General features: G+C 69.0%; 18 protein-coding genes. 13 read left to right on the top strand and 5 right to left on the bottom strand.

Features of this window, described 5'->3' with window-relative positions; translation table 11 throughout:
• Positions 1–30: 30 nt before the first annotated feature.
• Together OHA88_RS16475 and OHA88_RS16470 are read right to left on the bottom strand one after the other, a co-directional pair.
• A complete protein-coding gene (locus tag OHA88_RS16475; protein ID WP_327129827.1) occupies positions 31–435 on the bottom strand; it encodes a hypothetical protein in 405 nt (134 codons plus the stop codon).
• Positions 432–1280: an IS5 family transposase gene (locus OHA88_RS16470; RefSeq protein ID WP_267007542.1), complete on the bottom strand. Its 849-nt coding sequence runs from the start codon at positions 1278–1280 to the stop codon at positions 432–434. The genes OHA88_RS16475 and OHA88_RS16470 overlap by 4 nt, the downstream gene beginning before the upstream one ends.
• A gap of 274 nt (positions 1281–1554) precedes the next feature.
• Here OHA88_RS16470 and recG point away from each other — a divergent pair, with 274 nt between their 5' ends.
• The 8 genes from recG (at position 1555) to mutM (ending at position 9065) form a co-directional block, all read left to right on the top strand.
• Positions 1555–3765: an ATP-dependent DNA helicase RecG gene (gene recG, locus OHA88_RS16465; RefSeq protein WP_328626098.1), complete on the top strand. Its 2211-nt coding sequence runs from the start codon at positions 1555–1557 to the stop codon at positions 3763–3765.
• A gap of 190 nt (positions 3766–3955) precedes the next feature.
• Complete coding sequence (gene rsmD / locus OHA88_RS16460; protein WP_328626097.1) at positions 3956–4540, top strand: 16S rRNA (guanine(966)-N(2))-methyltransferase RsmD; 585 nt, start codon at positions 3956–3958, stop codon at positions 4538–4540.
• Positions 4541–4566: 26 nt separating this feature from the next.
• Positions 4567–5046: a pantetheine-phosphate adenylyltransferase gene (gene coaD, locus OHA88_RS16455; RefSeq protein WP_267007937.1), complete on the top strand. Its 480-nt coding sequence runs from the start codon at positions 4567–4569 to the stop codon at positions 5044–5046.
• A 98-nt stretch (positions 5047–5144) separates the two neighbouring features.
• The gene (locus tag OHA88_RS16450) at positions 5145–6266 is read left to right on the top strand and encodes an ATP synthase F0 subunit B (RefSeq protein ID WP_328626096.1); all 1122 of its coding nucleotides are present in this window, start codon (positions 5145–5147) and stop codon (positions 6264–6266) included.
• 154 nt (positions 6267–6420) lie between these two features.
• Positions 6421–7089, top strand: coding sequence for a YceD family protein (locus tag OHA88_RS16445; protein WP_030978751.1), 669 nt, complete (start codon positions 6421–6423; stop codon positions 7087–7089).
• Positions 7090–7091: 2 nt separating this feature from the next.
• Entirely contained in the window at positions 7092–7265 is a 174-nt protein-coding gene (gene rpmF, locus OHA88_RS16440; protein WP_003965982.1) for a 50S ribosomal protein L32, read from the top strand.
• Between the two features lie 19 nt (positions 7266–7284).
• Positions 7285–8109, top strand: coding sequence for a ribonuclease III (gene rnc / locus OHA88_RS16435; RefSeq protein WP_328626095.1), 825 nt, complete (start codon positions 7285–7287; stop codon positions 8107–8109).
• Between the two features lie 101 nt (positions 8110–8210).
• Positions 8211–9065 (top strand): bifunctional DNA-formamidopyrimidine glycosylase/DNA-(apurinic or apyrimidinic site) lyase, encoded by an 855-nt coding sequence (mutM, locus tag OHA88_RS16430; RefSeq protein ID WP_267001402.1) that lies wholly within the window; start codon positions 8211–8213, stop codon positions 9063–9065.
• Between the two features lie 29 nt (positions 9066–9094).
• Here the strand turns inward: mutM and OHA88_RS16425 are convergent, their stop codons facing one another.
• Positions 9095–9493, bottom strand: a complete 399-nt coding sequence (locus tag OHA88_RS16425; RefSeq protein ID WP_328626094.1) for a winged helix-turn-helix transcriptional regulator — start codon at positions 9491–9493, stop codon at positions 9095–9097.
• Positions 9494–9774: 281 nt separating this feature from the next.
• Between OHA88_RS16425 and OHA88_RS16420 the strand changes: the two genes are divergently transcribed.
• Positions 9775–11046 carry a Gfo/Idh/MocA family protein gene (locus tag OHA88_RS16420; RefSeq protein ID WP_328626093.1) on the top strand — a complete coding sequence of 424 codons (1272 nt, stop codon included), beginning with the start codon at positions 9775–9777 and terminating at the stop codon, positions 11044–11046.
• Between the two features lie 1055 nt (positions 11047–12101).
• Here the strand turns inward: OHA88_RS16420 and OHA88_RS16415 are convergent.
• Positions 12102–13058: a CAP domain-containing protein gene (locus OHA88_RS16415; protein ID WP_328626092.1), complete on the bottom strand. Its 957-nt coding sequence runs from the start codon at positions 13056–13058 to the stop codon at positions 12102–12104.
• Positions 13059–13203: 145 nt separating this feature from the next.
• On the opposite strand from OHA88_RS16415, the gene OHA88_RS16410 reads away from it, so the two are divergent.
• The 4 genes from OHA88_RS16410 to OHA88_RS16395 all read left to right on the top strand — a co-directional run bounded on the left by OHA88_RS16410 (position 13204) and on the right by OHA88_RS16395 (position 19703).
• Positions 13204–13485: an acylphosphatase gene (locus OHA88_RS16410; RefSeq protein WP_326605963.1), complete on the top strand. Its 282-nt coding sequence runs from the start codon at positions 13204–13206 to the stop codon at positions 13483–13485.
• Positions 13486–13924: 439 nt separating this feature from the next.
• On the top strand, positions 13925–14137 hold the full coding sequence (locus OHA88_RS16405; protein ID WP_018551753.1) for a hypothetical protein: 213 nt from the start codon (positions 13925–13927) through the stop codon (positions 14135–14137).
• Positions 14138–14433: 296 nt separating this feature from the next.
• The gene (gene smc / locus OHA88_RS16400) at positions 14434–18054 is read left to right on the top strand and encodes a chromosome segregation protein SMC (RefSeq protein ID WP_328626091.1); all 3621 of its coding nucleotides are present in this window, start codon (positions 14434–14436) and stop codon (positions 18052–18054) included.
• A gap of 230 nt (positions 18055–18284) precedes the next feature.
• Positions 18285–19703, top strand: coding sequence for a sugar porter family MFS transporter (locus tag OHA88_RS16395; protein ID WP_328626090.1), 1419 nt, complete (start codon positions 18285–18287; stop codon positions 19701–19703).
• 75 nt (positions 19704–19778) lie between these two features.
• Here the strand turns inward: OHA88_RS16395 and OHA88_RS16390 are convergent, their stop codons facing one another.
• Positions 19779–20738: an LLM class flavin-dependent oxidoreductase gene (locus OHA88_RS16390; RefSeq protein WP_328626089.1), complete on the bottom strand. Its 960-nt coding sequence runs from the start codon at positions 20736–20738 to the stop codon at positions 19779–19781.
• Positions 20739–20763 lie beyond the last annotated feature (25 nt).

The raw sequence follows: 20763 nt of genomic DNA, 5'->3' as shown, positions 1-20763 counted from the left end.
TCAGCGTTGCCGATCGCGGTACTTGGTCCGTTACTGCTTCGTGGCGAAGCTGCCGGCGTCGTCCTCGGTGAGGATGTCCAGTTTGACCAGGCGTTTCAGCTTGGCGCGGGTGCCTTCGATGTTCTTCGGCAGTAGTTCGTGGTCGAGGGCATCGCAGATGTCGCGGGCGCGGAGGGGGCCGGTGGCCTCGTTGAAGACGGCGAGGATGCGGGGGTAGTCCGGGTGCTCGGGCAGGTCCGGCGAGGCGGTTTGGGTAGGGATCCGGTCGGCGAGGGCGGTGACGGTCTTTCGGGTGATCGCGAGGTGCTCGAGGTGGGTCTCGGCCTCCCGTAGTCGGGCCTGTAGCTCTTCGGCTTGGGTTCGGAGGTCGTCGGTCAGGGTCCGGGCTGCGTCTTCCTGGACATCCAGTGCTTCGAGCAGGGGCTGGATGTTCATGCGGTCACGGCCTGCGGGTCGCGCCAGGTGGGGGTGATCGTGCCGGTGAGCCGGCGGGTCATGGTGTGGGTCATCGCCCAGTAGACGCGGGAGGCGGAGGAGGCCGGGTGGTGTTCGTAGTCACGGACCAGGCGCCGGTGCAGTATCAGGATCCCGTAGGTCTGCTCGACCCTCCACCGGATCGGCTGCGGGACGAACCCCCTGTCCTGCAGGTTGCGTTCGACAATCTCGACATCGATACCCATGCCGGAGCCGTGCACGACGACCTGCTTCTTGAAGCCCTGATCGACGAGCGCCTTGCTGACAGTGCCGCCGGTGCGTTCGGCGACCTGGTCCAGCAGGGCGATACCCGCGGCGTTGTCATGCGTGCTGGCGGCGAGCACGATGACGGCGATGACCAGGCCCAGAACATCCACCGCCAGTGCCCGCTTGCGGCCCGGCACCCGTTTCGCCGGGTCCCGCCCGGTCGTGGTGGCGGGGACCCCGGCGGCGACGTGGATGCTCTGCGTGTCCAGCACTACCAGGGTCGGGTCCTCTAATCGGCGGGCTCTCTCACGTACCTGGCAGCGCAGGAGTTCATGGATGACCTGGTCGGTCCCGTCGTCGCGCCACGCGGCGAAGTAGTAGTACGTCGCACTCTTCGGCGGCAGGTCGTGCGGGAGGTAGGCCCACTGGCAGCCGGTCCGGCCCTGGTAGAGAATCGCGTTCACGATCTCCCGCATCGCGTAGGCGCCCTGGTGACCGCTGACCGAACGGTGCCGGTCCTTCCACGCCGTGATCACCGGCTCGATCAACGACCACTGCCCGTCCGACAAGTCGCTCGGGTACGGCTTGCGTTCACTCACCCCGCCACCCCAGCAGACCAACGGCCACGGACCAGCAGATTCCGCCCCCACCCACACCATCAGGTGACGGCAGAACGCATCAATGACTCACAAACCGCCCTCTCAGATGTCATCGTCGCAGCGCCGGTGGGGGGACGGGCGACGGCGCGGGTCGGGCGATCCCGTGGCGGTGATCGCGAGCAAGGAGCGGGGGACCGATCCTAGGGGCGCGAAGACGTTTGTGACCAGGGGATTCCGGTGGTGCGGGCGACTTCTGTCAGTGGTGTGGTGTGCAATGGATCGCGTGTCTGCGTTCGACGAACCTCTCAAGAAGCTGCTCGGCGGTGCCACCGCGAAGGTGATGGCCGAACATCTCGACCTGCACACGGTCGGTGATCTGCTGCACCACTACCCGCGGCGGTACGAGGAGCGCGGCAAGCTGACCGCGCTGGCCGACCTCCCGCTGGACGAGCATGTGACCGTCGTCGCCCAGGTCGCCGACGCCCGGATCATGATGTTCAACAACGGCAGGGGCAAACGCCTGGAGGTGACCCTCACCGACGGCAGCGGCCGGCTCCAGCTGGTCTTCTTCGGTCACGGCGTGCACAAGCCGCACAAGGAACTGCTGCCCGGACGCCGGGCGATGTTCGCGGGCAAGGTCTCCGTCTTCAACCGGAAGATGCAGCTCGCCCACCCCACCTACCAGCTGCTCGACGCCACGGACGCCGACGAGGCCACGGAGGCGGTGGACGCCTTCGCCGGGCGGCTGCTGCCCATCTATCCGGCCTGCAAGCAGCTCGACTCGTGGCGGATCGCCAAGGCCGTCGACACCGTGCTGCCCAGCGCCCGGGAGGCCGTCGACCCGCTGCCGCCGTCGCTGCGCGAGGGGCGTGGCTTCACCCCGCTGCCCGAGGCGCTGCTGAAGATCCACCGACCGCAGACCAAGGCGGACATCGCCGACGCCAGGGACCGGCTGAAATGGGACGAGGCGTTCGTCCTCCAGGTCGCGCTCGCCCGCCGCCGGTACGCGGACACCCAGCTTCCGGCGGTGGCGCGGATCCCTGCCCACGGCGGACTGCTCGACACGTTCGACGCCAAGCTGCCGTTCACCCTCACCGAGGGCCAGGAGAAGGTCTCCAAGGAGATCTTCGACGACCTGGCGACCGAGCACCCGATGCACCGACTGCTGCAGGGCGAGGTCGGTTCCGGGAAGACGCTGGTCGCGCTGCGCGCCATGCTCGCCGTCGTCGACGCGGGCGGACAGGCCGCGATGCTCGCCCCCACCGAGGTGCTGGCCCAGCAGCATCACCGCTCCATCACGGAAATGATGGGCGAGCTGGCCGAGGGAGGGATGCTGGGCGGCTCCGACCTCGGTACGAAGGTGGTGCTGCTCACCGGCTCCATGGGGATGGCGACTCGCCGTCAGGCGCTGCTGGACCTGGTCACCGGCGAGGCCGGGATCGTGATCGGCACGCATGCGCTGATCGAGGACAAGGTGCAGTTCCACGACCTGGGGCTGGTCGTCGTCGACGAGCAGCACCGCTTCGGTGTCGAGCAGCGCGACGCCCTGCGGTCCAAGGGCAAGCAGCCGCCGCACCTGCTGGTCATGACCGCCACACCCATTCCCCGTACCGTCGCCATGACCGTCTTCGGTGACCTGGAGACGTCCGTCCTGGACCAGCTGCCGGCCGGCCGCTCTCCGATCGCGAGCCATGTCGTCCCCGCCAAGGACAAGCCGCACTTCCTCACCCGCGCCTGGGAGCGGGTCCGCGAGGAGGTCGAGAACGGCCATCAGGCGTATGTGGTATGTCCCCGGATCGGTGACGACGCCGACGACGAGACCGAGAAGAAGAAGGGCAAGAAGCAGCCGCCCGAGGACGACGGCGACAAGCGGCCGCCGCTCGCCGTGCTGGAGATCGCCGAGCAGCTCACCAAGGGCGCCCTCGCCGGTCTGCGGATCGCGGTGCTGCACGGCAGGATGAACCCCGACGACAAGGACGACGTGATGCGCCGCTTCGCCGCGGGCCAGGTCGACGTCCTCGTCGCGACGACCGTCATCGAGGTCGGGGTGAACGTCCCCAACGCCACCGCGATGGTGATCATGGACGCCGACCGGTTCGGCGTCTCCCAGCTCCACCAGCTGCGCGGCCGCGTCGGCCGTGGCTCCGCCGCCGGCCTCTGCCTGCTGGTCAGCGAGGCGCACGAGGCGAGCCCCGCCCGGGCCCGGCTGTCCGCCGTCGCCGCCACCCTCGACGGCTTCGAACTGTCCCGGATCGACCTCGAACAGCGCCGTGAGGGCGATGTCCTCGGCCAGGCCCAGTCCGGTGTCCGCTCCTCCCTGCGGATGCTCACCGTCATCGATGACGAGGAGGTCATCGCCGCCGCCCGCGAGGAGGCCGTCGCCGTCGTCGCCGCCGACCCGGAGCTGACACACCTGCCCGAGCTGCGCACCGCCCTGGACGCACTGCTCGACAAGGAGCGCGAGGAGTACCTCGACAAGGGCTGAGCACAAGGGCTGAACACCGGGGGAGACGGCAGCCGGGCACAGGACGGACGACAACGGCCGAGGACCGGGGGAGGCGAGACCCACGTGACCGCCGGGGCCCCCGGGCCCGAACGGGGCCGAAGCCATATCGTGGGACGCACGGCGCCCGCCCCATCCCGGCGGGCCACCCCGACCCGAGGATCAGACACCCATGACCCGCGTGATCGCCGGCTCGGCCGGCGGACGCCGCCTGGCCGTCCCGCCCGGCACCGGCACCCGCCCCACTTCCGACCGCGCACGCGAGGGCCTCTTCTCCACCTGGGAGGCGCTCCTCGGCACCCTGGAGGGCATCCGTATCGCGGATCTGTACGCGGGTTCCGGCGCCGTCGGACTCGAAGCACTCTCCCGCGGCGCCGTCCACGCCCTGCTCGTCGAGGCAGACACCAGGGCCGTCCGCACGGTCCGGGACAACGTCCGTGCGCTCGGCCTGCCCGGCGCCGAAGTCCGTACCGGCAAAGCGGAACAGATCGTGACAGGACCGGCGCCCGCGGACCCGTACGACGTGGTCTTCCTGGACCCGCCGTACGCCGTCACCGACGACGATCTTGGCGAGATACTGCTCACACTCCGTGCCCAGGGCTGGCTCACGGACGATGCGCTCGTCACGGTGGAACGGAGCACCAGAGGCGGAGAATTCAACTGGCCCAAGGGATTCGAGCCACTGCGGGCCCGTCGCTACGGCGAGGGAACGCTTTGGTACGGTCGCGCCGCCTCTACGTGCGAAGACGCACGATGACCGCACCGGAGAGCGAGGGACTCAAGTTGCGCCGCGCCGTCTGTCCGGGGTCGTTCGACCCCATCACCAATGGACACCTCGACATCATTGGCCGCGCCTCGAAGCTGTACGACGTCGTACATGTCGCGGTGATGATCAATCAGTCCAAGAAGGGCCTGTTCACGGTCGAAGAGCGGATCGAACTGATCCGCCAGGTCACCGCCGACTTCGGCAACGTCCAGGTCGAGTCCTTCCACGGCCTCCTGGTCGACTTCTGTAAGCAGCGCGACATCCCGGCCATCGTGAAGGGCCTGCGGGCCGTCAGTGACTTCGACTACGAGCTGCAGATGGCCCAGATGAACAACGGCCTCTCCGGCGTCGAAACGCTCTTCGTGCCGACCAACCCCACGTACAGCTTCCTGTCGTCCTCCCTGGTCAAGGAGGTCGCGACCTGGGGCGGCGATGTCTCGCACCTGCTGCCGCCGCTGGTCCACCGGGCCCTCGTGGACCGGCTCGCCCAGCAGTGAGCCACTGACAGCCCGTCACCAGGTGTCGGACGGGCGCCGACTGGCCGTACAGTCGTCCCGTCCGTCTCCAATCAGCAGTAGAGAGTGGCGAGCACACGGTGGACGTGCAGAAGAAGCTCGACGAGATCGTCGAAGCGGTCGGGAACGCCCGGTCCATGCCCATGTCGGCGTCGTGCGTGGTCAACCGCGCCGAGCTGCTCGCGATGCTCGAAGAGGTACGTGAGGCCCTCCCCGGCTCGCTCGCCCATGCCCAGGAGCTCCTCGGCGGCCGGGAGCAGATGGTCGAGCAGGCCCGCCAGGAGGCCGAGCGGATCATCGAGTCCGCCCACGCCCAGCGTGGCTCACTGGTCTCCGACACCGAGATCGCCCGGCAGTCCCAGTCCGAGGCCGACCGCATCCTCGACGAGGCCCGCCGGGAGGCCGACGAGGTCCGCGCCGAGGCCGACGAGTACGTCGACAGCAAGCTCGCCAACTTCGAGGTCGTCCTCACCAAGACCATCGGCTCCGTCGACCGGGGCCGCGAGAAGCTGCTCGGCCGCGGCCAGGCCTTCGACGAGCAGGGGTACGAGGACCCGGACTTCGCGGAGGCCCCGGAGCGCAGCACCGACCCCGCCACGCAGCAGCGTCGCGCCGACGAATACGTCGACACCAAGCTCGGCGCCTTCGAGGCTGTGCTGGCCAAGACCCTGGAGGCGGTCGGCCGCGGCCGGCAGAAGCTGCACGGCCGGGTCGCCACCGACGAACTCGGCGCGCACATGGCCGCCCAGGACGCCGCGGGCAGCCAGGGACACACCAGCGACGAGGACCACTGGGCCGGTCTCGCCGAGCTCGCCACCCCGGAGCCGCAACCGGTGCCCCAGCAGGTCCAGCCGCACTTCCCGGCACAGGCCCAGCCGAGCTACGCGGAGACGTACGCGTACCAGGAGCAGCCCCAGCAGGACATGTACGGCTACCAGCAGCAGCCCGACCCGTACGCCGCCTATCAGCAGCAGGGCTACGACCAGGGCCAGGGCCAGGTGCAGCAGCAGGGCTACGACCAGGGCCAGGTTCAGCTGCAGGGCTACGACCAGGGCCAGGCGCAGGGGTACGACAGCTGGCACCAGCCCCTCCCGCAGCAGGGGCTCCACCAGCAGGGCGAGAGCGCCCTCGACGAGACCAGCTTGTTCGACACCAGCATGATCGACCTCGATCAGCTCCGCCGGTACGAGCAGGAGCGCTGACCGATTCCGGTCGGTTCGGGTCCGGAATCGGACCCGGTTGGGAGCAGGGTGACGCGTCCAGTATCCTGGTGGTTCGGTCGCGCGTAGGACTGCGATCCCGGCTGCCCGCTTCGACTCCGAACGGGTCGGCCCCTCCCACGGTGCGCGATGCGCCATGCATACGATTTCGAAAGCAGGAAAAGCCCTGAACGGCCACCTCGACCACCGAAACCCTCTCGTGTTCGATACGCACGAGCTGGGTCGGCGTCCCGGTGCCCTCCTGCGGCTGACCCGCTCGGTGGACGCCCCCAAGGACCTCGGTATCGACGGGGTCATCGGTGTGCCGGAAGGCGCACCCGTGGAGCTGGACCTCCGCCTCGAATCGGTCATGGAAGGGGTGCTTGTCACAGGCACCGCCCGTGCGTCGGCCGAGGGGGAGTGCGTAAGGTGTCTGGAGCCGCTGCGCCAAGAGGTTGCGGCGGACTTCCAGGAGATGTTCTCGTACCCTGACGCCGATGACCGGGGCCGCATCAAAGCGGAACCGGCCGACGACGCCGAGGACGACGAGGACAGGCTCTTCATCGAGGACGGCCTGTTCGACCTCGAGCCGGTGCTGCGCGATGCGGTGGTGCTCGCACTGCCGATGCAGCCGGTGTGCCGGGAGTCCTGTGCCGGTCTGTGTTCCGAATGCGGAATCAGGCTGGACGAGAACCCCGGTCACCACCACGATGCCGTCGACATTCGTTGGGCGGCATTGCAAGGACTCGCCGAGACCGTTTCGGACGGCGAGAAGGACAACATGGGCGGCGCCGAAGCGGGCGTCGACGAGAAGCAGGAGAAGTAGCCGTGGCTGTTCCGAAGCGGAAGATGTCGCGCAGCAACACGCGCCACCGCCGGTCGCAGTGGAAGGCTGCGGTCCCCACCCTGGTTTCGTGCGAGCGTTGCCAGGAGCCGAAGCTGCAGCACATCGCGTGCCCGAGCTGCGGCACGTACAACAAGCGCCAGGTCCTCGAGGTCTGAGCGGCTGGTGAGAGGCCCGATGTCTGAGTTGTCCCAAGCCAAGAAGCAGGCAGACAACGTCAACACAGCCTCGTCCCACACGCTTCTGGAAGGGCGGCTCGGGTATCACCTCGAGTCCGCCCTTCTGGTGCGTGCGCTGACCCACCGCTCGTACGCATACGAGAACGGCGGTCTGCCCACCAACGAGCGGCTCGAATTCCTCGGGGATTCGGTGCTCGGTCTGGTGGTCACGGACACGCTGTACCGCACCCACCCCGACCTGCCCGAAGGCCAGCTGGCCAAGTTGCGGGCCGCGGTGGTCAACTCGCGTGCACTTGCTGAAGTGGGCCGCGGCCTCGAACTCGGCTCCTTCATCCGGCTCGGCCGGGGCGAAGAGGGCACGGGCGGCAGGGACAAGGCGTCCATCCTCGCCGACACCCTTGAAGCGGTGATCGGCGCGGTCTATCTCGACCAGGGCCTCAGTGCGGCCTCGGAGCTGGTCCACCGGCTCTTCGACCCGCTGATCGACAGGTCCTCCAACCTCGGCGCCGGCCTGGACTGGAAGACCAGCCTCCAGGAACTCACCGCGAGCGAGAGCCTCGGAGTCCCCGAGTACCTCGTCACGGAGACCGGCCCGGATCACGAGAAGACCTTTACTGCTGCTGCTCGCGTCGGTGGTGTCTCGTACGGCACCGGCACCGGCCGTAGCAAGAAGGAAGCGGAGCAGCAGGCGGCCGAGTCCGCCTGGCGCGAGATCAGCGCCGCCGCGGAGGAACGGGAAGCTGCGGCCAAGGCCGCCGCCGACGAAGGGGCCGCCGACACCCCTGCCGACCCGTCGCCGTCCACGGACGTCGCTCCGGCCTGACGCGTCGACCCCTCGGTGCCTTGTGCACCGGGGGGTTTGCCGTGTCCGGAATCAAAGACAGGTACGTAACCTTGTTCCGAAGGAACTGAAGGAGCTGCACCGTGCCCGAGTTGCCCGAGGTCGAAGTCGTACGGCGAGGTCTCGACCGCTGGATCACCGGCCGCACGGTCGCCGACGTCGAGGTCCTGCACCCGCGCGCGGTCCGCCGCCATATCGCGGGCTCCACGGACTTCGCGGCCCGGCTCAGCGGCAGCCGCTTCGGCAGGGCCATGCGCCGCGGCAAGTACCTCTGGGTGCCGCTGGACGAGGTGTCCTCCTCGCTCCTCGGTCACCTCGGCATGAGCGGCCAGCTGCTCGTGCAGCCGCAGGAGGCTCCCGACGAGAAGCACCTGCGGATCCGGATCCGCTTCGACGACACCCTCGGCACCGAGCTGCGCTTCGTCGATCAGCGGACCTTCGGCGGTCTCTCGCTCCACGAGAACACCCCCGACGGGCTGCCCGACACCATCGCGCACATCGCCCGCGACCCCCTGGACCCGGCGTTCGACGACGCCGCGTTCCACACCGCGCTGCGGCTGCGCCGTACGACGGTCAAGCGCGCCCTGCTCGACCAGTCGCTGATCAGCGGCGTCGGCAACATCTACGCGGACGAGGCGCTCTGGCGCACGAAGCTGCACTACGACCGGCCCACGGCGACGCTGACCCGGCCCAGGTCGGCCGAGCTGCTCGGTCATGTCCGCGACGTGATGAACGCGGCGCTCGACCAGGGCGGCACCAGCTTCGACAGCCTCTACGTCAATGTGAACGGTGAGTCGGGCTACTTCGACCGGTCGCTCGACGCCTACGGGCGCGAGGGCGAGCCCTGCCACCGCTGCGGTACGCCGATGCGCCGCCGCCCGTGGATGAACCGCTCCAGCTACTTCTGCCCGCGCTGCCAGCGGCCGCCGCGGCCCTGAGCGCGTCCGGCCGATCAGGCCGGAGAGCCTCAGCTCTCGCGGGCCTCGTCATAACGGTTCTGGGCGTCCAGCACCTCGGGCATCCGGCCTTCGACGAGCTGGATCAGCCCCCGCAGCCGGCCGGCGACCTCGCGTCCCAGCGGGGTCAGCTCGTAGTCGACACGCGGCGGGTTGGTGGGCTGCGCCTCCCGGTGGACGAGGCCGTCCCGCTCCAGTGCGTGAAGCGTCTGGGAGAGCATCTTCTCGCTCACCCCGTCGACCCTGCGCCGGAGCTCGTTGAAGCGGGCACCGGAATCGTGGAGCGCGGTCAGCGTCAGGCTGCCCCAGCGTCCGGTGACATGTTCCAGCGTGCCGCGCGAGGGGCACTGCCGGGAGAACACGTCGAAGGGCAGGCTGTCGGCGCCGTCCCGCCAGGTGCTCTCGTCCACGAAAACAGCTTACGCCCGCACAGTGCTCACTTCCGGAGTGCGCTGTGCGGGCGTAAGCGGTGGGGCCGGGAAGGCTCCTGGGCGGGTGTCCGGCGGGTCAGAAGCCGAAGAAGTGGCGTGGTGTCACCGGGGGACAGTCTTGGTGCCACCCCCCCGTAACGGAGCGTTTCACCGGACGCATGGCTCGACCGAGCCGACTCTTGTCCTCCGGGATCGTCAGTCGCTACCTTCTCGATGGAAAGCGCTTGCCCCATGTGTTACCGGTCCTGGAAGTGAGACATATGCCCTCCGTCGTCACTATTGCTGTCGTTGGTGCCGGCGACCGGGGGACCGGTCACGCGGGCTGGGCGCTGGCGTATCCGGAGCGGGCCAAGGTCGTTGCGGTGGCTGAACCTCGGAGAGTCAGGCGGGACCGGCTTGTAGCCGACCACGGCCTGGAAGCCGCGTCGGCAGTGGACGACTGGCGGGTACTGGCCGCCCGTGGGCGGATCGCGGACGCGGTGCTGATCTGCACGCTGGACCGTGAGCACCTGGAGCCGGTTTTGGCGTTCGCCGCCCTGGGCTACCACATCATGCTTGAGAAGCCGATGGCGCTGACGGAGGACGCGTGCCGGCGGATCGTGGCAGCGGTGGAGAAGGCCGGAGTGATTCTCGCGGTCGGCCACGTCCTGCGCTACACGCCCTACACGCAGGCCCTCAAGCGCATCGTCGACTCCGGCAGGCTGGGAGAGATCGTCAGCGTCCAGCACCTGGAACCGGTCGGCTTCTGGCACCAGGCCCACTCGTTCGTACGGGGCAACTGGCGCCGCGAGGACGAGGCGACGTCCATGCTGATGGCGAAGTCCTGCCACGACCTGGATTGGCTGCAGTACGTGCTCGGCCGGCCGCCGGTACGCGTCTCCAGCTTCGGACGCCTCTCTCACTTCCGCCCGGAGAACAAGCCCGGTGGCGCTGCTGACCGCTGCCTGGACTGCGCAGTGGAAACCAGCTGCCCGTACTCCGCCAAGCGCGACTACGGCGACCAGCTCGCCCGTGGCGAGCACAGCTGGCCGCTCAGTGTGGTGATCGACGAATTCACCCCACAGGCCCTGGACACCGCATTGAGGGAGGGCCCCTACGGGCGGTGCGTGTACGCCTGCGACAACGACGTGGTCGACCACCAGGTGGTGGCGATGGAGTTCGCCTCCGGGGCGACCGGCACGTTCACCATGACCGCGTTCACGGAACAGGCAGACCGCCAGACCCGCATCTTCGGAACCCGCGCCGAACTGAGAGGCGACGGCGAACACCTCCTGGTCTACGACTTCCTGACCCGCAGCGAGGAGCTCATCGACCTCGGCACTGAGGGGACGATGGATGCCGCCGGCGGCCACGGAGGCGGCGACGCCGGACTGATGGATGCCTTCGTCGCCGCCATTGCCACCGGAGACCCCGGCCTGGTGCAGTCCGGCCCGCAAGATTCCCTCACCAGCCACCTGACCGTACTGGCCGCCGAACGAGCCCGGCACAACAACACCGTCGAGAGCATTCCACTGTCGGACATGACGAACTGACGAGCAGGACCGGGACCGGTCCTCGGCTGCTGTCCATCCTCATATCCGTGCCCAACCAGCTCCGAGCGCTGCTTACGTACTGTCCTCAATCCACCACTGTGCGAACGACCTTGACGCCCTGGGCCGCGACTGCTCGGCTCTGTCTGGGGGAAGGTCGTGACAGCTCCAGCAGGGCTTTGTTACGTCTCTGGGCAGGCGAGGCGCGACGATCTCGACACGTGCCGCCACGTCGCCGACCCGTCAGCCGCTGGGTCCGCCACTGCCAAAAGCCCCACCGTTGTCATCCTTGTGTGTGTCCCTTGGCGAAGAGGGCCGGTTGAGCTCATATGGGCTGAGACCTTCCCCGAGATCGTCTGCATCCCTCAGCCGCCGGCTTCGGGGGGAACGCTCGGCCCGTGGTCCCTGATGTCGTGCTCGAGACCGACGGCGCGAGTCCCGCCGGACGAGGCCGATCAGAACAGCGACTACGACCACTGCTATGACGACGGGGAAAATCCAGCGCACAGCCGACGCGGCCACATGGGGGAAAATCCAGCGCACAGTCGAAGCGGCCACTGTGATGTCACGGATGGGCACCTGGCTCACATGGTGGCTCATCTGGCCCACGTCCTTCCTGAGGGGATTCCACCGCTCACAAAGCGAGCCAGAGGCTTCCGCTCATTGGAGAGAGCCCGCGGTGGCCGGAGCCGTGGGAAACTCCAATCCCGCTGCCCTTGGCGGGTGGAGCCCGCCTGAACTGGACGGCTGACAAGGCTCAAGCCCCCTGTCAAGTCTACGGCGGGGAGCCTACGGGGCCGCTCCCCGCCCGCCCGGACGGAGCCTCACGGTGACACGCCCCTCGGTGCGCGTGAGTGTGTTCAGGTGATCCAGGTACGTGCGGCCTGCCGTCTCCGTGGCGCAGCCGGGATTGATGACGGCTGCGAGCTCACGGCTGACCATGAGCAGAGAGGGCGGAGTACGCGGGCGGCCGTGGACACAGTTCGGGCCGCCTCGGTTGCCGATAACGGCCCCGAGACGGCCCAGGTAAGCTGGCAGGTCGCCGACCTGCGAAAACCTCAGAAGCCGAAGTCCTGCGTCCACCAGGGGCCGCCGGAGCCGTAGTGCACTCCGACACCGAGCGTCTTGTAGTCGCAGTTGAGAATGTTTGCTCGGTGGCCTTCGCTGTTCATCCAGGAGGCCATCACGGCCTGTGCGTCGGCCTGGCCGCGGGCGATGTTCTCGCCGCCGAGCCCCTTCACGCCGGCCTTGGTGGCACGGTCCCAGGGGGTCTGGCCGTCCGGGTCGGTGTGGCTGAAGAAGCCGCGGGCCGCCATGTCGTCACTGAAGTCCTGGGCCAGCGACGCGAGCGAGGCGCTGGCCGTCACCGGGCTGCAGCCGACCTTCGCGCGCTCCTCGTTGACCAGCGCGAGCACGGCCGCCTGTGCGGAGGTGTCGGCAGCCGAGGGCGAGGGCTGGCGGGTCGGAGCGGCGGCCGACGCCTTCGGGGGCGCCGAGGCCTTGGCCGTCGGGGTCGCCGTCGCCGGGGCGGCGCCGGTCCTGTCGGCCGCCGAGGGCGCGGCGCTCTCTTCCGTCCTCTCCGCCTGCTTCGTCTGCTCGGTCTTCTTCGAAGGCGAGGCGGACGGTGTTGCGGAGGAACTGGTGGATCGCGACCCCTCGGGCCCCTGGGACCGCCCCGTACCGCGGCTGGCCGAGGCCGACGACATGCCGCGGTCGGCCGGCGCCGTGGTGGAACCGCCCTGCGTCAGCAGGTCCGGCACCCCCTTCGCGCGGACCTGGTCGGCGGCCGTGCCGCCGCTCACGTGGTACCCGGCGCCGCCCGGCAGCAGTCCGGAGGCCACGGCCACGGCTCCGACGGCCATGGCCGCGGAGACGCCGACCAGTCCGGTACGCAGTTGCATGGCGGACCGCTTCCTGCGGCGTGCGCCCCGGTGGCGGCGGATGTTCGCGGTCGGGTACGCATCGCCGGCCGGACCTGCTTCGGGACCTGCGGCGGAGCGTCGATGGCGGCCCATCTGCTGTCCCCTTCTGGCGATCTGGACGCCATTCCCGGCGTCAACATGCCTCACCCGATCAGGTGAGGCTATTGCGACCGGACTGTACGCCATGGCCTATGGGGCCGAAGTGCTCGTTGAGCAATTGGCCGGTTAGCGTTCCGGCATGGACGAAGATGTGCGGCTCACTGCTTGGGTGCGCGGCCGAGTACAGCAAGTAGGGTTCCGCTGGTTCACCAGGGCAAATGCTTTGGAGATCGGCGGGCTCACCGGATTCGCCCTGAATCTCGACGACGGTCGGGTGCAGGTTGTCGCCGAAGGGCAACGTGAGAATTGCCACCGTCTGCTGGAGTGGCTGCAGTCCGACGACACACCCGGCCGCGTGGACGGAGTCACTGAGATCTGGGACACCCCGCGCGGTGGTTACGAGGGGTTCGCCATCCGCTGACCGTGATCCGAATGCCGACCGAATTCGGGGCCGTGTTCGGACCGTGTTCGACGGGCGGCGCGGCGTGACGGTGTGCGCCGCTGATCCGCGTACACATGAAATGACCTGCGGAAGGACCGGGTGGTTGCCAAGAATCGGCCGGCATGCCAGGCTGCGGCAGTAAGGATGATCTCCACGCCCTTCAGGGACCCGCAGGAGAGTCGCGCCGCATGATCGTCAAGCCGCGCGCCCCGGGGACGCCCGCCTTTACGGGGTGTGATCGTGTTGACCGTCAAACTTTTTGGTGAGACGCTGAAAACCCCGCGCACCTTAGCTGTTTGGCAGAGCTGGTTGGCAGCAGAACCGCAGTGATGACAGAGCGCTGCCGAGCACCGCGGGTGCGATTCCCTCACGACCCACACCGCATCGGTCGGTCACTCAGTGTGGAGGACCATCCATCATGGCAAAGGCGCTTCTCGGTTACGTCGGCGGTTCCGACCCGCGACTCCTCGCCGAGATGCGACGGCTCCAGCAGCGCGTCCAGGATCTTGAATCCGAGCTCGTACGGATTCAGGACGAGAACGACGCGCTCAACGCCGCCGCCCAGCACCAAGAGTCGCTGCTCGACAGCATCGACATTGACGTACCCCAGGCGGAGCCGGCGCTGACCTGACCGAAGGCCCACAGGGGCCGGTCGGGCTGCTTGCGTCAGCCGTCTGAGTTCATCACCGGATCGTCACCGGATCACTGAAGATCATCGATCTGATCTGTCGCGCTATTGATCCGCCGCGTTCTTGATCCGTCACGCAGCACAGCAGCAAGATTTAAAGGGGCGCCTCGGCGTCCCTTCTTTCTTTATCTCGCGGACCTGCGCCGGACCGCCCCCGGACGTACACCCCTTCCCTTACCGTCTGATGTGCCCTGCACCTTCATCAGCGAAACCGAGAGCGAAAGGTAGAGTCCGGCGGCGTGCATCTCAAGGCCCTGACCCTGCGTGGTTTCAAATCGTTCGCCTCCGCCACGACCCTGCGGTTCGAACCGGGGATCACGTGTGTCGTCGGTCCCAACGGTTCCGGCAAGTCCAATGTGGTGGATGCGCTCTCCTGGGTCATGGGTGAGCAGGGAGCCAAATCCCTGCGCGGCGGCAAGATGGAAGACGTGATCTTCGCCGGCACCACCGGGCGGCCGCCGCTCGGACGCGCCGAAGTATCGCTGACCATCGACAACGCGGATGGTGCGCTGCCCATCGAATACGCCGAAGTGACGATCACTCGGATCATGTTCCGCAACGGCGGCAGCGAATACCAGATCAACGGCGACACCTGCCGGCTCCTCGACATCCAGGAACTGCTCTCGGACTCCGGTATCGGCCGGGAGATGCACGTCATCGTGGGGCAGGGCCAGCTGGACTCCGTACTCCATGCCGATCCGATGGGGCGGCGCGCGTTCATCGAGGAAGCCGCAGGCGTGCTGAAGCACCGCAAGCGGAAGGAGAAGGCGCTGCGGAAACTGGACGCGATGGGGGCCAACCTGGCCCGCGTCCAGGATCTGACGGACGAACTGCGGCGGCAGCTGAAACCGTTGGGCCGGCAGGCGGCCGTGGCCCGGCGGGCCGCCGTCATCCAGGCCGATCTGCGCGACGCCCGCCTGCGGCTGCTCGCCGACGACCTGATGCGGCTGCGCAACGCGCTGCGCAGCGAGATCGCCGACGAAGCTGCCCTGAAGCAGCGACGGGAAGCGGCTGAGGCAGAGCTCAAAGCGGCTCTGGCACGTGAGGCGGAGCTGGAGGACGAGGTACGGCGGCTGGCGCCGCGGCTGCAGCGCGCCCAGCAGACCTGGTACGAGCTCTCGCAGCTGGCCGAACGGGTACGCGGCACGATCTCGCTCGCCGACGCCCGGGTGAAGAGCGCCACCGCCGCACCGGAGGAGGAGCGGCGCGGTCGCGACCCGGAGGACATGGAGCGCGAGGCCGCCCGGATCCGTGAGCAGGAGGCGGAGCTGGAAGCCGCGCTGGAGGCGGCGGAACACGCGCTGGAGGACACCGCCGCCCACCGGGCCGAACTGGAAAGGGAGTTGGCCGCCGAAGAACGCAGGCTCAAGGACGCGGCCCGAGCCATCGCGGACCGGCGCGAAGGGCTGGCGCGGCTGACCGGACAGGTCAATGCGGCCCGAAGCCGGGCCGGTTCGGCGCAGGCGGAGATCGACCGGCTGGCCGCCTCGCGCGACGAGGCGCAGGAGCGGGCGGCCGCAGCGCAGGAGGAGTACGAGCAGCTCAAGGCCGAGGTGGAGGGTCTGGACGCGGGCGACGCGGAGCTGGGCGAGCGCCACGATGCCGCCAGACGGGAGCTGGCGGAGGCGGAGGCGGCCCTCTCGGCCGCCCGGGAGGCCGCCACCGGTGCGGAGCGCAAGCGGGCGGCGGTAGCGGCCCGCCACGAGGCACTGGCCCTGGGCCTGCGCCGCAAGGACGGCACGGGGGTGCTGCTCGCCTCGAAGGACAGCCTGTCGGGTCTGCTCGGCCCGGCCGCGGAACTCCTGACGGTGGCCCCGGGCCACGAGGTGGCGGTGGCGGCGGCACTGGGCGCTGCGGCGGATGCGGTGGCCGTGACGGATCCGGCCACGGCAGCGAACGCGATCCGCCTGTTGCGCAAGCAGGACGCGGGGCGGGCGGCGTTGCTGCTGGGTGGCGCGGCGGGTGTGGGGCAGGTACCGGGTCAGGGCGCCCCGGCCCACGGTGTCGCCGGGCTCGCCGGGGCGTCCGGCCCGGTGCCTCGTGCGGCGGGCCCGGACGCCCCGCCGGCCGTGGCCGATCTTGTTCAGGGGCCCGCCGAGCTGATGGGCGCCGTGCGCGGGCTCGTGCGGGGCATGGTGGTCGTCCCCACGCTGGAGGACGCCGAGGATCTCGTTGCCGCGCATCCCGAGCTGACCGCCGTGACCGGCGAAGGAGATGTTCTGGGGGCCCACTTCGCGCACGGCGGGTCCGCCGGCGCGCCCAGTCTTCTCGAGGTGCAGGCGTCCGTCGACGAGGCCGCTGCCGAGCTGGCGGAACTTGCCGTTCGGTGCGCCGAGTTGGCCGAGGCCCAGCGGCTCGCGGGGGAGCGGCGCAGCGCCTGCGCCGAACTTGTGGAGGAGCTGGCGGAGCGGCGCAGGGCCGCCGAGCGGGAGAAGTCCGGGGTGGCCCAGCAGCTCGGGCGGCTTGCCGGGCAGGCGCGCGGCGCCGCGGGTGAGGCCGAGCGATCGGCCGCCTCCGCCGCCCGCGCCCAGGACGCCCTGGAGCGGGCGACCGAGGAGGCCGAGGAGCTGGCCGAGCGGCTGCTCGTGGCCGAGGAGATGCCGGTCGAGGAGGAGCCCGACCATTCCGTGCGCGACCGGCTCGCCGCCGACGGGGCCAATGCCCGCCAGACCGAGATGGAGGCCCGCCTCCAGGTGCGTACCCACGAGGAACGCGTCAAGGGGCTCGCCGGCCGCGCCGACTCCCTCGACCGCGGCGCCCGTGCCGAACGCGAGGCCCGCGCCCGCGCCGAGCAGCGCCGCACCCGGTTGCGCCACGAGGCCGCGGTCGCCTCAGCCGTCGCGTCCGGCGCCCGTCAGCTCCTCGCCCACGTCGAGGTGTCCGTCGTACGGGCCGAGGAGGAGCGGGTCGCGGCCGAGGCGGCGAAGGCGGAGCGCGAGCGGGAGCTGACCGCCGAGCGTGGCCACGGTCGTGAGCTCAAGGGCGAGCTGGACAAGCTGACCGACTCCGTCCACCGCGGCGAGGTGCTGGGCGCCGAGAAGCGGCTGCGGATAGAGCAGCTGGAGGCGAAGGCCCTCGAGGAGCTGGGCGTGGAGCCGGCCGGACTGGTCGGCGAGTACGGACCCGACCAGCTGGTGCCGCCGTCGCCGGCCGCGGAGGGCGAGGAGCTGCCGGAGGACCCGGAGCACCCGCGCAACCAGCCGAAGCCGTTCGTCAGGGCTGAGCAGGAGAAGCGGCTGAAGTCCGCCGAACGGGCGTACCAGCAACTCGGGAAGGTGAATCCGCTCGCCCTCGAGGAGTTCTCGGCGTTGGAGGAGCGGCACAAGTTCCTCTCCGAGCAGCTCGAAGACCTGAAGAAGACCCGGGCCGATCTGATGCAGGTGATCAAGGAGGTCGACGAGCGGGTCGAGCAGGTGTTCACGGAGGCATACCGGGACACGGCCCGCGAGTTCGAGGGCGTTTTCTCACGGCTCTTCCCGGGCGGCGAGGGCCGGCTCGTCCTGACCGATCCGGACAACATGCTGGCGACCGGTGTCGACGTCGAGGCCCGCCCGCCGGGCAAGAAGGTCAAGCGGCTCTCCCTGCTGTCGGGCGGCGAGCGGTCGCTGACGGCCGTCGCGTTGCTGGTCTCGATCTTCAAGGCGAGGCCGAGCCCGTTCTATGTGATGGACGAGGTCGAGGCCGCGCTCGACGACACCAATCTGCAGCGGCTGATCCGGATCATGGAGGAGCTCCAGGAGAGCTCGCAGCTCATCGTGATCACGCATCAGAAGCGGACGATGGAGGTCGCCGACGCGCTGTACGGCGTGTCGATGCAGGGTGACGGGGTCTCCAAGGTCATCAGCCAGCGGCTGCGCTGAAGCTTTACATATTCTTCAAGTCTTCAACGCACCTTTTGGGTGGTCCTGGGTAGAAGTGGGCCATGGGTGATTTTTGACTTCGAAACTTGAACACATACTCTCTGAAACGTCGTTTTTAACTTCAAGTGGTGGCGGACGAAAAGTTGTGTGCCACTTGAGAAGAGTTCACCCCCACGCCTGACGACTCGCCCCCCCACGCCTGACGACGCGGCCAGGCACCAGGAGTTCATGTGACCAGCACATCGCAGACACCGGGATCCGGAGCCCGAGCAGCCCATCCGGAACACCTCGGCCACGTCATCTTCATCACGGCAGCCGCTGCGATGGGTGGCTTCCTCTTCGGCTACGACAGCGCCGTGATCAACGGCGCCGTCGAGGCGATCCGGGACCGCTACGACATCGGCTCCGGAACGCTTGCCCAGGTCATCGCCATCGCTCTGATCGGCTGCGCCATCGGCGCCGCCACGGCGGGCCGTATCGCCGACCGGATCGGCCGCATCCGGTGCATGCGGATCGCCTCGGTGCTGTTCACCGTCAGCGCAGTCGGCTCGGCGCTCCCGTTCGCCCTCTGGGATCTTGCCTTCTGGCGGATCATCGGCGGCTTCGCCATCGGTATGGCCTCGGTCATCGGCCCGGCCTACATCGCCGAGGTCTCGCCGGCCGCCTACCGTGGCCGGCTCGGCTCCTTCCAGCAGGCTGCGATCGTCATCGGCATCGCCATCTCGCAGCTGGTGAACTTCGGCATCCTGCAGATGGCCGACGGCAAGCAGCGCGGCACGATCGGCGGCCTGGAAGCCTGGCAGTGGATGCTCGGTGTGATGGTCGTTCCCGCGCTGCTGTACGGACTGCTGTCGTTCGCGATCCCCGAGTCGCCGCGGTTCCTGATCTCGGTCGGCAAGAGGGAGCGGGCCCGGGAGATCCTCCGTGAGGTCGAGGGCAAGACCGTCGACCTGGACGCCCGCGTCCTGGAGATCGAGACAGCCATGCACCGCGAGCACAAGTCCACCTTCAAGGACCTGCTCGGCAGCCGCTTCGGCTTCCTGCCGATCGTCTGGGTCGGTATCGGCCTCTCGGTCTTCCAGCAGCTCGTCGGCATCAACGTGGCGTTCTACTACTCGGCGACGCTGTGGCAGTCCGTCGGTATCGACCCGACCGACTCGTTCTTCTGGTCGTTCACCACATCGATCGTCAACATCATCGGTACGGTGATCGCGATGGTCCTGGTCGACCGTATCGGCCGCAAACCGCTCGCGCTGGCCGGCTCCGCCGGTATGGCGATCGCGCTGGCCTTCGAGGCCTGGGCCTTCTCCGCCGATCTGGTCAACGGCAAACTCCCGACCGCCCAGGGCGTCGTCGCCCTCATCGCGGCCCATGTCTTCGTGCTCTTCTTCGCCCTGTCGTGGGGTGTCGTGGTCTGGGTCTTCCTCGGCGAGATGTTCCCGAACAGGATCCGCGCCGCCGCACTCGGTGTCGCCGCCTCCGCCCAGTGGATCGCCAACTGGGCGATCACCGCGAGCTTCCCGAGCCTGGCCGACTGGAACCTGTCGGGCACCTACATCATCTACACATGCTTCGCCGTGCTCTCGATCCCCTTCGTGCTCAAGTTCGTGAAGGAGACCAAGGGCAAGGCGTTGGAGGAGATGGGCTAATCCCCGCTGCCCCTCTCCTCGACCACGCGTCCCCGGCCCGCGCCCGCGAGCCGGGGACGCGCGCATCCGCCTACGTCATCGTGCGAGTGCGTCGCAGAACAACCGCAGGCTGCGCCATCCCTCCTCGACCGGCATCCCACCGCACAGCGGATGCAGCACCAGGCTGTCCGCCTCCAGTGCGGTCAGCTGCTGCGGGGTGACGATCCGGTAGACCCCTTCGTCCCGCAGCTGCGCCACCGTCGTGGCCGCCGAACGTACGGCCGAGCGGATGTCCTTCGACTGCCAGGAGGCGTACGTCCGTGCCTCGTGCAGGAAGTGCTGACCGTATTCGGCCCAGGTCCGGTCGGGATCCTCCGAGACATGAAGCAACGGCGTCTCGGCCGCCGGCATCATGCAGAACCCCTCCGTGCCGTGGACCGCGCGCTGCTCGTGGTAGTACGCCTCCAGTTCGGGCAGATGCGCGCTCGGGAAGAACGGCAGCCCCAGCCGGGCCGCCCGCCGCGCCGCCGCCCGCGAGCTGCCCCCCACCAGCAGCAGCGGGTGCGGCTGGGTACAGGGGCGCGGAGTGACCTGGACCGTGCGGCCGCGGTACGGGAACGGTTCGCCGGTCCACGCCTGCAACAGGGTCTCCAGCAGCTCGTCCTGGAGTCGGCCGCGCCTGCCCCACTCGACGCCCGCCTGTTCGTACTCCTCGGGCCGGTATCCGATGCCTGCGACCGTCACGAGCCGGCCCCCGCTCAGCAGATCGAGGACCGCGATGTCCTCCGCGAGCCGCAGCGGGTCGTGCAGCGGGCCGATGATCGCCGAGACCGTGACCGCGATCCGGTTCGTGGCGCCGAAGACCGATCCTGCGAAGACGAAGGGGGAGGGCAGCCAGGAGTCGGCGGCTCCGTGGTGTTCCTCGGTCTGCACGGTGTCGACGCCGTGCCCGTCGGCGTACGCGGCCATCTCCAGCGCCGCTCGGTAGCGGGCCGAGAGGGACTCGGGGGTGGCGGCGGGATCGACGAGATTGAACCGGACCACTGTGAAGGCCATGACGGGTGTCCCCTTTTCGCCGGGC

The organism is Streptomyces sp. NBC_00353 (assembly GCF_036108815.1).
Lineage (GTDB): Bacteria > Actinomycetota > Actinomycetes > Streptomycetales > Streptomycetaceae > Streptomyces.
This window is presented reverse-complemented; position numbering and strand designations above follow the sequence as displayed.